The following is a 14,360-nucleotide window of genomic DNA, read 5'->3' on the forward strand; positions in this document are numbered from 1 at the left end:
GCATGGTGCAGGTCGACCGCGGCGAGCACCTCCGCTCGGGGGAGTGGCTCGAGCTGAACCGCACGTACTGGGAGGAGCGCACCGGCGAGGGTGCGCTCCACCCGGAGCTCGTCACCGCGGCGCTCCTCGACCCCGGTCCGAGGATCCTCCAGCTCGGCTCGGGCGACGGGCTCGACGCGCTCGAGCTCGCCGAGCGCGGCGCCCGCGTGGTGGGCGTCGACTTCTCGATGCCCGCCGTGCGCCGAGCACGCGCCGGCGCCGCGGACAGGGACCTCGCCGGCTCCGCCCGCTTCGTCTGCGCGAACCTCTACGAGCTGCGGCACATGCTGCCGGAGCCCGACTCGTTCGACGTCGTGCTCTGCAGCGCCGGCGTCGTCTCGTGGCTCCCCGACCTGGAGGAGTGGGCGCGGCTGGTGGAGTGGTTCGTCGCCCCCGGCGGCGCGGTGCTCGTCGTCCCGTCGTCGTCCGCTCTCGTCGACGCCGACGTCCGCACCTGGTCGCGCACCTCGTCCGAGCTCGCAGCCGCCCTGACGGCGGTCGGGCTGAGCGTGGACGGGAGCGCCGTGCTGCGCGCCGCCAAGCCCGCCTGAGACCGGAGCCCGCTCCCACCGCCGCGTCGATTTGCACCGGCGCCGGAACGCGTGTAATGTCTCTTCTTGTGCCGCGGGGTGGAGCAGTTCGGTAGCTCGCTGGGCTCATAACCCAGAGGTCGTAGGTTCAAATCCTGCCCCCGCAACAAGAAAGCGAAAGCCGGTCCTGAGAAGGGCCGGCTTTCGTCGTTAACGCGGGTCGCGGACGTGATGCCCGCGACTGACAGTGCGTGGGCGGAGACCTCAGTCGCCCTCGATCACGCTCAGCACGTTGCCCGCCGGATCGTGGAACCAGCAGATCGTCGGCCCGTGGCCGCGCATCACTCCGTCCGCATCGGTCGGCAGCGACGGGTCGTCGTAGATCGCCGTGGTGACGCCTGCCGCGTGCAGCTCGGCGACCGCCGCGTCGACGTGCTCCACCGAGAAGTTCAGGATCGTGAACGACGCCGGCTCGTGGTCCGGCTTCGGGTACGCGATCGCGCGGCCTCCGCCCGGCAGCCGGATGTCGAGGATCCCCATCGCGTTCAGCTCGACCTCGAGCCCGAGCACTCCGCCGTAGAAGGCCCGCGCCGCCTCCACGTCGTCCACGCTGAAGCCGCTGAAGGCCCTCTCGCTCCGGATCATCGCCGTCCTCCGTCCCGCGGCCGCCCCGTCGCGCCCGCTCCGCTCCGGACGCTACTCCGGTCGCCCGTCCGCGTCACCGTCGGATCCGCCCGCGGCGCCGCCGACCGCGAGCCGGTCTCGCGCGACCCGCATCCGCGGACCGGCCTCCCGACGCTCCGCGCCGACGCGTGTGCCGGACCGGCCCGCACGTTAGGCTCGACCCCGATGCGAGGGGTGCTGCTGTGAGGGACGAACGCGGAGACGACGGCTCGAACGAGGGGCTCGGCGACCGCCCGACCCGGCGGAGCCCGCGGCAGGCGCCGCACGCGCTGCCCGCGGCACGCGTCGCCACTCCGGTCCTCACGCCCGTCCGCCCCGTGCGGCGCCGCCGGGGCCGTGTCTTCCGTGCGACCGTCAGCACGGTCGCCCTCGCCGCCATCGCGGGCCTCGTGGCGGTCTCCGCGCTCCCCGCCTACTCCTTCGACCCGGCACCCGATTCGCAGGCCGCCGTCGAGGCCGCCGCCCGCGTGCAGGCGCTCGGCAACCAGAAGCTCACCGTCGCGCCGACCGCTGTCCAGGAGCAGGTCATCCGCGACTCCTTCACCGCACCGACCCAGGCCCAGCTCGACGAGGCGGCCGCCCAGGCGCGCGCGCTCGCCGCCGCCGAGCAGGCCGCCCGCGACGCCGAGACCGCCCGCCTCGCCCAGGAGGCGCAGGCCGCGGCAGGCACGACCGGCGCGGACGGCGCGGCCGCGGGCAGCGGCGGCACCAGCACCTCGGTCACGCCCCGCGAGGAGGGCGACGACTACCCCTGGCGCGACCAGCTCACCGACGACCAGGGCGGCGGCCTCTCGCCGCTGCGGTACTACTACCGCGAGTGCGTCGACTTCGTCGCCTGGCGGATCAACCGCGACCAGGGCTCGACGAGCGCACCCTTCAAGTGGACCTGGGGCAACATGACCCCGGGCGGAGGCAGCGCCTACGCGTGGGCCGGCCAGTGGGCCTCACACGGCTGGGTGACCAGCAGCACGCCCGTCCCCGGCGCGGTCGCCTGGTTCACCGGCAACCACGTCGCCTACGTGCAGGCCGTCAACTCCGACGGCACGGTCTCGCTCGAGGAGTACAACTGGGGCAACGACCACGCGTACCACAAGCGCACCATCCCGGCCTCCCAGGTCGCCCTCTTCCTCTACCCGCCGAGCTGATGACCGGCGCCGTCGGCATGGCCGTGGCGCAGTTCGCCCCCTCGACGGACCGGGAGGCGAACATCGCGACGATCGGGCGCCTGGCCCGGATCGCCGCCGAGCGCGGCGCGAGCATGGTGGTGCTGCCGGAGTACAGCTCCGCCTTCACCGATCCGCTCGGGCCCGAGCTGGTCGCGGCGGGCGAGGCGCTCGACGGCCCGTTCGTCACGGCTCTCGCGGCCCTCGCGCGCGAGCTCCGGATCCACCTCGTGGCGGGCATGGTCGAGGCGGTGGACGGGCGCCGCATCGCGAACACGCTCGTCGCGCTCGACCCCGAGGGCGCGCTCGTGGCCCGCTACCGCAAGCTGCACCTGTACGACGCCTTCGGCCAGACCGAGTCGGAGTGGGTCGCCGCGGGGGAGATCGCCGCACCCGAGACGTTCGAGGTCGGCGGCCTCGTCGTCGGGCTGCAGACCTGCTACGACCTGCGCTTCCCGGAGGTCAGCCGCTGGCTGGTCGACGCCGGGGTCGACGTCATCGCGGCACCGGCCGAGTGGGTGCGCGGCCCGCTCAAGGAGGCGCACTGGCGGACGCTGGTCACCGCCCGCGCGCTCGAGAACACGGTGTACCTCGTCGCAGCCGACCAGACCCCGCCGATCGGGGTCGGCACGAGCATGATCGTCGATCCGATGGGCGTCGAGACCGTCACCCTCGGCGAGGTCGAGGATGTCGCCGTCGCCTGGGTCTCGCGCGAGCGGATCGACGCGGCGCGCGCGAAGAACCCCGCTCTGGCGCTGCGGCGCTTCCGGGTGCTGCCGCTCTGACCGCCGCCCCCGGCCCGACGGCGCCGGGCATCCGACCGAATCCGCTGAGGCCGGCTCCTCAGCGCGCCATGCGGGCGAGGCCCGCGACCGCGGTCTCCAGCACCTCGAACCGCTTGCAGAAGGCGAAGCGGACGAGCGAGCGGTAGGGAGCGGCGTCCTCGGGGCGGCAGAACGCCGACACGGGCACCGCCACCACTCCCGCGAGATCCGGGAGCGCTCGGCAGAGCTCGACCCCGTCGTCGTAGCCGAGCGGTGCCGCGTCCGCGACGACGAAGTAGCCGCCCGAGGAGGGCGCGACGCCGAAGCCCGCAGCAGCCAGGCCCGTCGACAGCAGGTCCTTCTTGGCGGCAAGAGTCTGCGCCGCGCCGGTGAAGAAGGCGTCCGGGAGCCCGAGCCCCAGGGCGACGGCCCCCTGGAACGGCGAGCCGCTGACGTAGGTGAGGAACTGCTTCACGGCGAGGACGGCCGTGATCAGCTCGCGCGGGCCCGTGACCCAGCCGATCTTCCAGCCCGTGGTGCTGAAGGTCTTGCCCGCCGAGGAGACGGAGAGCGTCCGCTCGAAGGCTCCGGGAAGGGAGGCCAGCGGGACGTGCGGAGTGTCGAAGCGCAGGTGCTCGTAGACCTCGTCCGTCAGGATCACGGCGTCGTGCCGCTCGGCGAGCCGCACGATCAGCTCGCGGGTCACGGCCGGGAGGACGGCACCGGTCGGGTTGTGCGGGTCGTTCACCAGGATGACGCGCGTGCGGTCGCTCACCGCGGCGGTCAGCTCGTCGTGGTCGACCGCGAAGGAGGGGCCGCGCAGGAGCACGGTGCGGTGCACCCCTCCGGCGAGGGCGATCAGGGCTCCGTAGGCGTCGTAGTGGGGCGTGAAGGTGACGACCTCGTCGCCCGGCTCGAGCAGGCCCAGCAGAGCCGCGGCCAGGGCCTCGGTGGCGCCCGTGGTGACGAGGACCTCGCCGTCGGGGTCGAGGGCGATCCCGGAGAAGCGCAGCCGGTGCGCGGCGATCGCCTCGCGCAGGACGGGGAAGCCGGGACCCGGCGGGTACTGGTTGAGCCCGGACGCGATGGCGTCGCGCGCGGCGTCGAGGATCTCGCGCGGGCCGTCCTCGTCCGGGAAGCCCTGGCCGAGGTTCACCGCTCCGGTGCGCAGGGCGAGCGCGCTCATCTCGCTGAAGACGGTGGCGGCGACCTCGCCGCCGGGGCCGAGGAGGCCGGCGCCCGCCGCGGCGCGGGACCAGGATCCGGGAATGCTCACGTGCCCAGTGTGCCCGCTCGAGCAGTCCGGCCGGTTTCATTTCCCGCTCGCAGGCCCGTCATAAGAAACCCCCAGGTACGATCGCCAAGCTATCCCCGCTTGGAAGGAGCAGCACCCATGACCGAGAGTCACGAGGGTCCTCGTCAGCCGGAGGAACCCACCACGCCGACGGAGTCCGGCGCCCGAGAGGCGACCGAGCGCACCCCCGGCGAGAGCTCCGGAGCGTCGTCCTCGACCACCGGGCCCACCGAGCCGATCCACCGGGGCGGAGCGCACCGCGAGAGCGAGAACCCGACCGTCCCCTACCCCTCCTCCTCGGCCCCCCAGCCGCCGTACACGCCGAACGCGACGGCCGGCAACGAGGCGCAGCCCGTCTCCCAGCCCGCCCGCTACGGGCAGTACGCGCCGCCCGCCGCGAACACCCTGCACGGCTCCGAGGAGCCGCCCTCCTCGAGCCCCTTCGGCCCGGGCGCCGAGTACACCCCCGCCCCCACCGCCACGAAGCGCCGAGCCGGAGTGGGCGTCGTCGCGGCGCTCGCCATCGGCGCGGTCGTGGGCGGAGTCGCGGGAGCCGGCGTGTTCGGCCTCTGGTCCGCCTCCAACGGCGGCGGGACCCGCGTGGTCTCCGCAGGCGGCTCGCAGACGATCACGGTCAACAATGCCGAGGACGCGACGACCGCCACCGCGGTCGCCGCCAAGGCCACTCCGAGCGTCGTCACCATCGCGGTGAGCGGCAGCTCGTCCGCCGGCACCGGCTCCGGCATCGTGCTCTCGAAGGACGGCTACGTCCTGACCAACACCCACGTGGTCACCCTCGACGGCGAGATCGCGAACGGCACCGTCTCGGTCACGACCAGCGACGGCCGGATCTTCGACGCGACCGTCGTCGGCACCGACCCGACCCTCGACCTCGCCGTCATCAAGCTGACCGGCGCGACCGACCTCAGCCCGATGACGTTCGCGGACTCCACCAAGATCAACGTCGGCGACACGGCGGTCGCCATCGGCGCCCCGCTCGGCCTCTCCGGCACCGTGACCGACGGCATCGTCAGCGCGCTCAACCGCAGCATCCAGGTCGCCTCCTCGGCGGCTCCGGACGACTCGGGCGACAGCTCGAGCGGCGGCACCGAGAGCCCGTTCAACTTCGACATCCCGGGCCAGCAGGCGCCGACCCAGGCGAAGAGCACCATCTCGCTGCCCGTCATCCAGACCGACGCGGCGATCAACCCGGGCAACTCCGGCGGCGCGCTGCTCGACAGCGACGGCGAGCTGATCGGCGTGAACGTCGCGATCGCGAGCGCCGGCCAGTCCTCCTCGAGCGGCCAGTCCGGCAACATCGGAGTCGGATTCGCGATCCCCAGCGCGATCGCCGAGCGCATCGCGAAGGAGATCATCGCGAACGGCTCCGCCTCGCACGGCCTGCTCGGCGCGAGCGTCTCCGACTCGACCGCGGACGTCCTCGGCGCCCGCATCGAGGAGGTCTCCGGAGGCGGTGCCGCGCAGGCGGCCGGTCTCACCAAGGGCGACATCATCACCGCGATCGACAGCACTCCGATCACGAGCGCGTCCGACCTCACCGCGCAGGTCCGCGCGCAGGCCGCGAACGCCGCGGTCGAGCTGACCTACGTCCGCAACGGCCAGAGCTACCAGGCGAAGGCGACGCTCGGCCAGATGGCCGCCGGCTGACCCTCCGCCGCCGCGCACAGCCCCTCGAGGATCCGTCCCCGGGGGGCTGTGCTCCGCCACCGCGCACAGCCCCTCGAGGATCCGTCCCCGGGGGGCTGTTCCGCGTCCGGGCCCGGCCCGGGGCGCGGCGCTCCCCGCTGGTAGGGTGGTGGATCCCTGCGCCCGCGCTCCTCCCGCACGAACTGGACCCATGCAGCACGAGATCCCGGAAGACGACCTCTCCGACCTGCCCGGCGTCTCCTACGTCATGCCCGTCCTCAACGAGGTCGCCCACGTGCGCGCCGCGGTCGACTCGCTGCTGCATCAGGACTACACCGGCCCCTTCGACGTCGTCCTCGCCGTCGCCCCGAGCATCGACGGCACGGAGCAGCTCGTCGCCGAGCTGAGCGCGGCCGACCCGCGGATCCGCGTCGTGCCGAACGAGGTCGGCTCCACTCCTGCGGGCCTCAACGCCGCGATCCGCGCCTCGCGCCACCCGGTCGTCGTCCGGGTCGACGCGCACTCCGTCCTGCCGCCCGAGTACGCGCGCACGGCGGTCGAGGCGCTGCAGCGCTCCGGAGCGGCGAACGTCGGCGGAGTGATGGCGGCGGAGGGCCTCACCCCGTTCCAGCGCGCGGTCGCCCGGGCGTACGGCTCCCGCATCGGCCTGGGCGGCACGCCCCACCACGTGGGAGGCGAGGAGGGCCCGGCCGACACGGTGTACCTCGGCGTCTTCCGCCGCTCCGCCCTCGAGCGCGCCGGCCTGTTCGACGAGCGCTTCAAGCGCGGGCAGGACTGGGAGCTGAACCGGCGGCTGCGCGAGCGCGGCGAGGTCGTCTGGTTCACTCCGCGCCTCACCGTCACCTACCGGCCGCGACCCTCGATGCGCGCGCTGCTCCGGCAGTTCCTCTCGACCGGGATGTGGCGCGGCGAGCTCACCCGGATGTTCCCGGCCTCGCGGTCGCTGCGCTACTTCGCTCCGCCCGTGCTCGTCGCCATGCTCGCCATCGGGCTGCTCGTCGGGCTGGCGGGAGTCGTCCAGGCGCTCGCCGGAGCCGCGCCCTGGCTCCTGCTCGGGTTCGCGGTGCCCGCCGCCTACCTCCTCCTGGTGGCAGCGGCCACTCTCGTGGTCGCGCGGCCGGACGGCGCGCGTGCGATGCTGTGGTTCGCCGTGGTCATCCCGGCGGTCCACGTGGCCTGGGGGACCGGCTTCGTGCTCGGCTTCGCCGGGCTGACCAGCAACATCTCCGCCCACCGCCACCAGCCGCGGTCCGACTCGCCGAGGGGCGCATGACCACGACGACGAGACCCCGCTCCATCGCCGAGCTGCGCGCCGTCGCGCAGCCCCCGGAGGTGCGCGGGCGCCGCAACGCCGAGCACTGGACGGCGTCGCTCTACCTGCGCCGCTTCTCGCCCTACCTGACCTGGCTGCTGCTGAAGACCTCGATCTCGGCGAACGGCGTCACCGGGCTGATGATCCTGGTCGGCTGGAGCGCGGCGGCAGCCCTCCTGATCCCGGGGATCGCCGGAGCGGCGCTGGCGCTGCTCCTCGGCCAGCTGCAGATGCTGGTGGACTGCTGCGACGGCGAGGTCGCGCGCTGGCGCCGCACGTCCTCGCCGGCGGGCGTGTTCCTCGACAAGGTCGGGCACTACACGACCGAGGCGCTGATCCCGATCGCGCTCGGGCTGCGGGCGGCGGGCGTCCCGTTCGAGGCGCCGGCGGACTTCCTCTGGACCACGATCGGCTTCGCCCTGGCCCTGGTGATCGTCCTCAACAAGGCGCTCAACGACATGGTGCACGTGGCGCGCGCGAACGCCGGTCTCACGAAGCTGGCGGACACGAAGGGCGAGGCGGTGCCGTCCTCGTCCGGGCTGGCGGGGCTTCGCCGCGCGGCCCGCTTCCTGCCCTTCCACCGCCTCTACCACTCCGTCGAGCTGACGATGCTGGCCTTCGCGACCGCCCTCGTGGGCCTCGTCGTCGGAGCGGGCACGGCCGACCGGGTCCTCGTCGGGGCGCTGCTGCCGCTCGCCCTCCTCGCCCTGGTCGGCCACTTCGTCGCGATCATGGCGTCCAAGCGTGTCCGCTCCTGAGCCGCGGGTCGGCGTCGTCGTCCTGACGCAGGGGACCCGGCCCGACGACCTCGCCGCGGGGCTGGCCGGCGTCCTCGCGCAGGAGGGCGTCGAGCTGGACGTCGTCTGCGTCGGCAACGGCTGGGAGCCGGACGGCCTGCCCGAGGGAGTGCGCGCCCTGGCGCTGCCCGAGAACCTCGGCATCCCGGCGGGCCGGAACGCCGGAGTCGACGCCGTCGCGGGGGAGTACCTCTTCTTCCTCGACGACGACGCCCGGATCCCGTCCCCCCGCTTCCTCGTCGACGCGGTCGCGCTGCTCGCCTCGAACCGCCGCATCGGCCTGGTGCAGCCCCGCGTCGACAGCACGGACGGCACGCCGAGCCCGCGGCGCTGGATCCCGCGGATCCTCAAGGGCGACCCCCGCCGCTCCGGCCCCGTCTTCTCGGTCTGGGAGGGAGCGGTCGTGCTGCGGCGCGACGTGTTCGTCCGGACGGGCGGCTGGGCGGGTCCGTTCTTCTACGCCCACGAGGGCATCGAGCTGGCCTGGCGGGTCTGGGACACGGGTCGCTCCGCCTGGTACGCGGGAGAGCTCGTCGCCCAGCACCCGGTCATCCAGCCGACCCGGCACGCCGACTACTACCGGCTGAACGCGCGCAACCGCGTCTGGCTCGCCCGCCGCAACCTCGCCGCACCTCTGGCGCTCGTCTACGTGGGGTCCTGGACCGCGATCCAGTGCCTCCGCTGGCGTCGCGACCCGGCCGCCCTGCGCGCCTGGTTCGCCGGCTGGCGGGAGGGATGGCGCTCGGATCCGGGCGGCCGGCGCGTCCTCTCGGCCCGCACGGTGCTCCGGATGGCGTTCGCCGGGCGTCCGCCGATCGTCTAGCATCGGGGAATCCGCCCCCGCCGGGGCCCCCGAAAGGACGACGGTGTTCGATTCGACCCAGCTCTCCCCGCCCGAGCGCGCCGAGGCGGAGGCGACCCCTGCCGGACCGGACCTCCTCACGACGGTCCGCGAGCGCCTCGGCGCCGTCGACGACGAGTTCTCCGGCCGCCTCGACGAGCACCTCCCGCGCCTGGTCGATCTGCTCGCCACGGTGTACGCCGGCCGCGACGACCTCGAGGACCAGCTCGTCGCGATCGTCGAGCTCGCCGCCGCCTCCTGGGAGGAGCGGCCCGAGGAGCTCCGCGCGCTCGACCGCGCCCGCGAGCAGCACCCGACCTGGTTCCTCTCGAACAAGGCTCTGGGCGGGGTCTGCTACGTCGACCGCTACGCGGGCGACCTCGAGGGGCTGCGCGCCGAGATCCCGTACTTCCGCGAGATCGGCCTGAACTACCTGCACCTGATGCCGCTCTTCGATGCGCCCGAGGGCGAGTCGGACGGGGGCTACGCGGTCTCGAGCTACCGGCGCGTGCGACCGGGCCTCGGCGACATGGAGCAGCTCCGCGGGCTGGCCTCCGAGCTGCGTGAGCAGGGCATCGCACTCGTGGTCGACTTCGTCTTCAACCACACCTCGAACGAGCACGAGTGGGCGCAGCGCGCGCTCGCCGGCGAGCAGCGCTTCGAGGACTACTACTGGATCTACCCGGACCGGGAGCAGCCCGACGCCTTCGAGCGCACGACCCGCGAGATCTTCCCGGACGACCATCCCGGCTCCTTCGTGCAGCTGGAGGACGGGCGCTGGGTCTGGGCCACGTTCCACCGCTACCAGTGGGACCTCAACTACTCCAACCCCGAGGTGTTCCGGGCGATGGCGGGAGAGATGCTCTTCCTCGCCAATCAGGGCGTCGACGCCCTGAGGATGGACGCGGTCGCGTTCATCTGGAAGGAGCTCGGCACCACCTGCGAGTCGCAGCCGCAGGCGCACCTGCTGCTGCGCGCGTTCAACGAGGTCTGCCGCCTGGCCGCTCCGGCGCTGCTGTTCAAGTCCGAGGCGATCGTGCACCCCGACGAGGTGATCGAGTACATCGACGTCGAGGAGTGCCAGCTCTCGTACAACCCGCTGCAGATGGCGCTCACCTGGGAGGCGCTCGCCACCCGCGACGTCCGTCTCCTCTCGCAGGCCCTCGAGCGCCGGCACGCCCTCCCCGAGGGCACGGCCTGGGTCAACTACGTGCGCGGGCACGACGACATCGGCTGGACCTTCGCCGACGAGGACGCCGCCGAGCTCGGGATCGACGCGGCCGGCCACCGCCGGTTCCTCAACGACTTCTACACGGACCGGTTCGACGGCACGTTCGCCCGCGGAGTGCCGTTCCAGGAGAATCCGCGCACCGGCGACCGCCGCGTCTCGGGCACCACCGCGTCCCTCGCCGGAGTGGAGGCGGGCGACGCCTACGGGATCGACCGCGTGCTGCTCGCGCACTCGATCGCCCTGAGCACCGGCGGGCTGCCGCTGCTCTACCTCGGCGACGAGGTCGGCCAGCTCAACGACCACGGCTACCTCGACGACCCGACGACGGCCGGCGACTCGCGCTGGGTGAACCGGCCGCGCCGCCCCGCGGAGCGCTACGACGAGCGCGAGGTCCCGGGGACGGCCGCGAGCGAGGTCTTCGGCGGGCTGCTGCACCTCATCGCCGTGCGCAAGGCCGTGCCGATGTTCGCGGGCACCGAGCTGAGCGTCTTCGACCCGGTCAACGACCACGTGCTCGGCTACCAGCGCCCCGGCGACGGGGAGTCGGTGCTCGTGCTCGCGAACGTGTCGGACGAGGTCCAGGAGGTCGCGGCCGAGCGGTTCGGCGGGTTCGCCGCGGAGGCGGTCGACCTGGTCACCGAGATCGCGGTCGACCTGCGCGAGGGCTTCCGTCTCGCTCCGCTGCAGTTCGTCTGGCTGAGGGTGACCCCGGCCTGATCGGCCCGCGCGACGCCCCCGGCGCGGGGGCCGTCGCCGGTACCCTGGGGCGGATGACTCCCGCTCCCCGTGCCCTGCTCGCCCGCCTCCGCACCGACGCGCGACTCGCGCGCAAGGTGGGCGGCGAGCTGCTCGCGGCCCGGCGGGCCCGCCACGCGGTGACCCGGCTGCTCGCGGAGCGCGGGCCGCTGCCCGAGGGCCGGTTCGAGATCGGCGTCTACTTCGCCGACGGCGACATCAACCTGTACCAGCTGCGGCAGTGGTACCGGCCGCTGGCCGAGCTGGCGGAGACGCACCCGGTCGTGCTGCTCAGCCGCAACGCCGGCGCCGCGGAGGTGCTGCTGCGCGAGAGCCCGGTCCCCGTCGCCTACGTCCGCTCCGTCGCCGACCTCGAGAGCACCATCGCGAGCCAGCCGCTGCGGATCGTGCTCTACGTCAACCAGAACGCCCGCAACTTCCAGATGATGCGCTACGGGCGCCGCTGGCACGTCTTCGTCAACCACGGCGAGAGCGACAAGATGTACATGACGACGAACCAGTTCAAGGCGTACGACTACAGCATGATCGCCGGGGACGCCGCCCTGGCCCGGCTGCGCCGCGTGCTCTGGGACTACGACTTCGACAGGCGCGCCCTCGCCATCGGCCGTCCTCAGGCGGACCACTTCGCCGGCGCCGTGCCGTTCACGCCCGACGAGCGCCGCGTGGTGCTCTACGCGCCGACCTGGGAGGGCGACCGCCCCGCCGCGGGCTACGGCTCGATCCGGAGCCACGGCACGGCCCTCGTGCGCGGGCTCCTGGCCGACCCGCGGTTCCGGCTCGTCTACCGCCCGCATCCCCGCAGCGGCGCGGTCGACTCCGACTACGCCGCGGCCGACCGGGCGATCGTCGCGATGATCGCCGCCGCCAACGCGGCCGATCCGCGCGCCGGTCACGTGCACGACACCGGTGCCGAGCTCGGCTGGCAGCTCGCCGCCGCCGACCTCGCGATCCTCGACGTGTCGGCGATGGTCTACGACCGGCTGGCCACGGGGCGCCCGCTGCTGGTCACCCGGCCCGTCAGCGCCGAGGCCGAGGTCGACGAGAGCGGCTACCTCGGCGACGCGGAGTGGCTGCACGCCGAGGACGCCTCCGCGATCATCGCGCGGATCGACAGCGCCGAGCACGATCCGGAGTCGGTCGAGCGGCTGGAGCGCTGGGTGCACCGCTACTTCGGCGACACGTCGCCCGGAGCGGCCACGCGGCGCTTCCACGAGGCGATCGAGCACCTGCTCACCGAGTGGGAGCGGCACGCCGCTCTGCACCGGGGCGACGGCGCGGTCGACGACCACGATCCGGAGGGCTGAGCGGGCGGGAGCACCGCTCGAACGGCCGCGTCAAGGGTGGGCCGGTCGCCGGGCGGCCTCCCGGCGCCCCGCTACGCTCGTCCCATGATGACCCCGCGCGCCTTCGCCCGCTCCCGCCGGCGCTGGTCGGCACCCGCCCAGCCCGCGGTCGAGCCGGACATCGTGGTCTCCGCCGACCCGGAGAAGCCGGTCTTCACGATCCGCTCCTTCCGCATCGGCCTGTTCGGCGCGCTCGGCGTGCTGGTGGCGCTCGTCCTGGGCGGCCTCGTCGTGCAGCTGGGCACGGTGCTGACCTACATCTTCGTGGCGCTGTTCTTCGCGCTCGGCCTCGATCCGCTGGTCTCCTGGCTCGAGAGCAAGCGCCTGCCGAGGCCGCTCGCGATCACAGCGGTCTTCGCCGCGGTGGTGCTGATCTTCGCCGGCCTGCTGGTCTACATCATCCCGATCCTGGTCGAGCAGCTGACGATGTTCGTCACGAGCGCCCCGCAGATCGTCACCGACATCGCCTCGCAGCAGTGGGTGCTCGACCTCGAGCAGCAGCTGCGCGGCGTGATCGACATCGACGAGCTGATCGAGAGCGTCCAGAGCTTCATCGGCAACCCCAACAACCTGCTCTCGCTCGGCGGCGGACTGATCGCGGTCGGGACCGGCATCGCCAGCGGCGTGACCGGCGCCGTCATCGTGCTGATCCTGACGCTGTACTTCCTCGCGTCGCTGCGCTCGATGAAGGCCGTCGCCTACCGCTTCGCCCCCGCCTCGCACCGCGCGAAGGCGCACGAGGTCGGCGACGAGATCACCGGCGCCGTGGGCCGCTACGTGGTCGGCCAGGTCTCGCTCGCCGGCGTGAACGGCGTGCTCACGTTCATCCTGCTGCTCTCGATCGGCGCCCCGGTGCCGGCGCTGCTGGCCTGCGTCGCGTTCCTCGGCTCCCTGATCCCGCTGGTCGGCACGCTCTCGGGCGCCGTGATCATCTCGCTCGCCTGCCTCCTGGCCTCGCCGCTGACCGCGCTGGTCGCCGCGATCTACTACCTCGTCTACATGCAGGTCGAGGCGTACCTCCTCAGCCCCCGCATCATGAACAAGGCCGTCTCCGTCCCCGGTGCGGTCGTCGTGATCGCGGCGGTGGCGGGCGGCACCATCGCGGGCGTGCTCGGCGCCCTGGTCGCGATCCCGGTCGCGGCCTCGGTGATCATCGTCGTGCAGAAGGTCGTCTTCCCCCGTCAGGACGCCAAGTAGCGGACCGCACCGCGACGGCCGGTCCGCTCAGCGCCAGGGCGGCACCGCGCCGTCGACCGCAGCGCTGAAGCGGCGGACCGACTCCGGGACCGCGACGCCCTCCTCCGCCGGCACCGGCGCGAGCGTGCGGGTGACCAGCGGCACGACGCCCGCCCAGACCCCGGCCTCCGGCTCGTCGCCGGCTCCGTACGCGCGCACCTTCAGGCTCGCCTCGGCCAGGGGGAGGCGCAGCACCAGCGTCGCCGCGATCTCGCGGGCGGAGCTCGCTCGCACCTCCTCGTCGCGCCCCGGGAGGAGGCGTGCCACCAGCAGATCGAGGGCCCGCGCCTTCTCCTCGCCCTCCAGCGCCTCGGCCCGGCCGATCACCATCGCCGAGCGGTAGTTCATCGAGCTGTCGAAGGTGGAGCGGGCGACGACCAGTCCGTCGACCAGCGTGACCGAGGCGGTGAGGAGCGAGTGCCGCGCCGCCTCCCGCAGCAGTCCTCCGCCGCTCGACCCGTGAAGCAGGAGGGAGTCGCCGTCGCGGGCGAAGAGGATCGGCAGCACGATCGCGGCGCCGTCCCGCACGACGGCGACGTGGGCGACGAGCGCCTCGTCGAGCAGGGCGTGCAGCTCGGCGGGATCGGTGCGCTGGCGGTCGCGGAGACGGGAGACGCGGGTGCGGTCGGTGACGGGGAGGCTGTCCATGTCGGAATCGTCCCGCGCCGACTGGATCTGCCAGGATGCCACTGGGCCGCGATC

General features: G+C 73.4%; 13 protein-coding genes and 1 tRNA gene. 11 read left to right on the plus strand and 3 right to left on the minus strand.

What is annotated here, in order from left to right:
* Positions 1–2 precede the first annotated feature (2 nt).
* On the plus strand, positions 3–590 hold the full coding sequence (locus C5C35_RS04695; protein ID WP_104261194.1) for a class I SAM-dependent methyltransferase: 588 nt from the start codon (positions 3–5) through the stop codon (positions 588–590).
* A gap of 72 nt (positions 591–662) precedes the next feature.
* Positions 663–736, plus strand: a tRNA-Met gene (locus tag C5C35_RS04700).
* 97 nt (positions 737–833) lie between these two features.
* Here the strand turns inward: C5C35_RS04700 and C5C35_RS04705 are convergent.
* Positions 834–1,214, minus strand: coding sequence for a VOC family protein (locus C5C35_RS04705; protein ID WP_104262669.1), 381 nt, complete (start codon positions 1,212–1,214; stop codon positions 834–836).
* 221 nt (positions 1,215–1,435) lie between these two features.
* On the opposite strand from C5C35_RS04705, the gene C5C35_RS04710 reads away from it, so the two are divergent.
* Together C5C35_RS04710 and C5C35_RS04715 are read left to right on the plus strand one after the other, a co-directional pair.
* Complete coding sequence (locus tag C5C35_RS04710) at positions 1,436–2,398, plus strand: CHAP domain-containing protein (protein ID WP_104262670.1); 963 nt, start codon at positions 1,436–1,438, stop codon at positions 2,396–2,398.
* Complete coding sequence (locus C5C35_RS04715) at positions 2,398–3,201, plus strand: carbon-nitrogen hydrolase family protein (protein ID WP_104262671.1); 804 nt, start codon at positions 2,398–2,400, stop codon at positions 3,199–3,201. The genes C5C35_RS04710 and C5C35_RS04715 overlap by 1 nt, the downstream gene beginning before the upstream one ends.
* 58 nt (positions 3,202–3,259) lie before the next feature.
* Here the strand turns inward: C5C35_RS04715 and C5C35_RS04720 are convergent, their stop codons facing one another.
* Positions 3,260–4,456: an aminotransferase class I/II-fold pyridoxal phosphate-dependent enzyme gene (locus C5C35_RS04720; RefSeq protein WP_104262672.1), complete on the minus strand. Its 1,197-nt coding sequence runs from the start codon at positions 4,454–4,456 to the stop codon at positions 3,260–3,262.
* A 117-nt stretch (positions 4,457–4,573) separates the two neighbouring features.
* On the opposite strand from C5C35_RS04720, the gene C5C35_RS04725 reads away from it, so the two are divergent.
* The 7 genes from C5C35_RS04725 (at position 4,574) to C5C35_RS04755 (ending at position 13,619) form a co-directional block, all read left to right on the plus strand.
* On the plus strand, positions 4,574–6,142 hold the full coding sequence (locus C5C35_RS04725; protein ID WP_104262673.1) for a S1C family serine protease: 1,569 nt from the start codon (positions 4,574–4,576) through the stop codon (positions 6,140–6,142).
* A gap of 190 nt (positions 6,143–6,332) precedes the next feature.
* Positions 6,333–7,415: a glycosyltransferase family 2 protein gene (locus C5C35_RS04730; RefSeq protein ID WP_181027226.1), complete on the plus strand. Its 1,083-nt coding sequence runs from the start codon at positions 6,333–6,335 to the stop codon at positions 7,413–7,415.
* Entirely contained in the window at positions 7,412–8,212 is an 801-nt protein-coding gene (locus C5C35_RS04735; protein ID WP_104223579.1) for a CDP-alcohol phosphatidyltransferase family protein, read from the plus strand. Before C5C35_RS04730 ends, C5C35_RS04735 begins: the two co-directional genes overlap by 4 nt.
* Entirely contained in the window at positions 8,199–9,074 is an 876-nt protein-coding gene (locus C5C35_RS04740; protein WP_104262674.1) for a glycosyltransferase family 2 protein, read from the plus strand. Before C5C35_RS04735 ends, C5C35_RS04740 begins: the two co-directional genes overlap by 14 nt.
* 43 nt (positions 9,075–9,117) lie before the next feature.
* The gene (locus tag C5C35_RS04745; protein WP_104262675.1) at positions 9,118–11,040 is read left to right on the plus strand and encodes an amylosucrase; all 1,923 of its coding nucleotides are present in this window, start codon (positions 9,118–9,120) and stop codon (positions 11,038–11,040) included.
* Between the two features lie 53 nt (positions 11,041–11,093).
* Positions 11,094–12,383: a hypothetical protein gene (locus tag C5C35_RS04750; protein WP_258059840.1), complete on the plus strand. Its 1,290-nt coding sequence runs from the start codon at positions 11,094–11,096 to the stop codon at positions 12,381–12,383.
* An 84-nt stretch (positions 12,384–12,467) separates the two neighbouring features.
* Positions 12,468–13,619, plus strand: a complete 1,152-nt coding sequence (locus C5C35_RS04755; protein ID WP_258066335.1) for an AI-2E family transporter — start codon at positions 12,468–12,470, stop codon at positions 13,617–13,619.
* 27 nt (positions 13,620–13,646) lie between these two features.
* Here C5C35_RS04755 and C5C35_RS04760 read toward each other — a convergent pair whose 3' ends face one another.
* Complete coding sequence (locus tag C5C35_RS04760; protein ID WP_104262676.1) at positions 13,647–14,306, minus strand: pyridoxamine 5'-phosphate oxidase family protein; 660 nt, start codon at positions 14,304–14,306, stop codon at positions 13,647–13,649.
* Positions 14,307–14,360 lie beyond the last annotated feature (54 nt).

Origin of the sequence: Rathayibacter sp. AY1F8 (assembly GCF_002932165.1) — a bacterium.
Lineage (GTDB): Bacteria > Actinomycetota > Actinomycetes > Actinomycetales > Microbacteriaceae > Rathayibacter.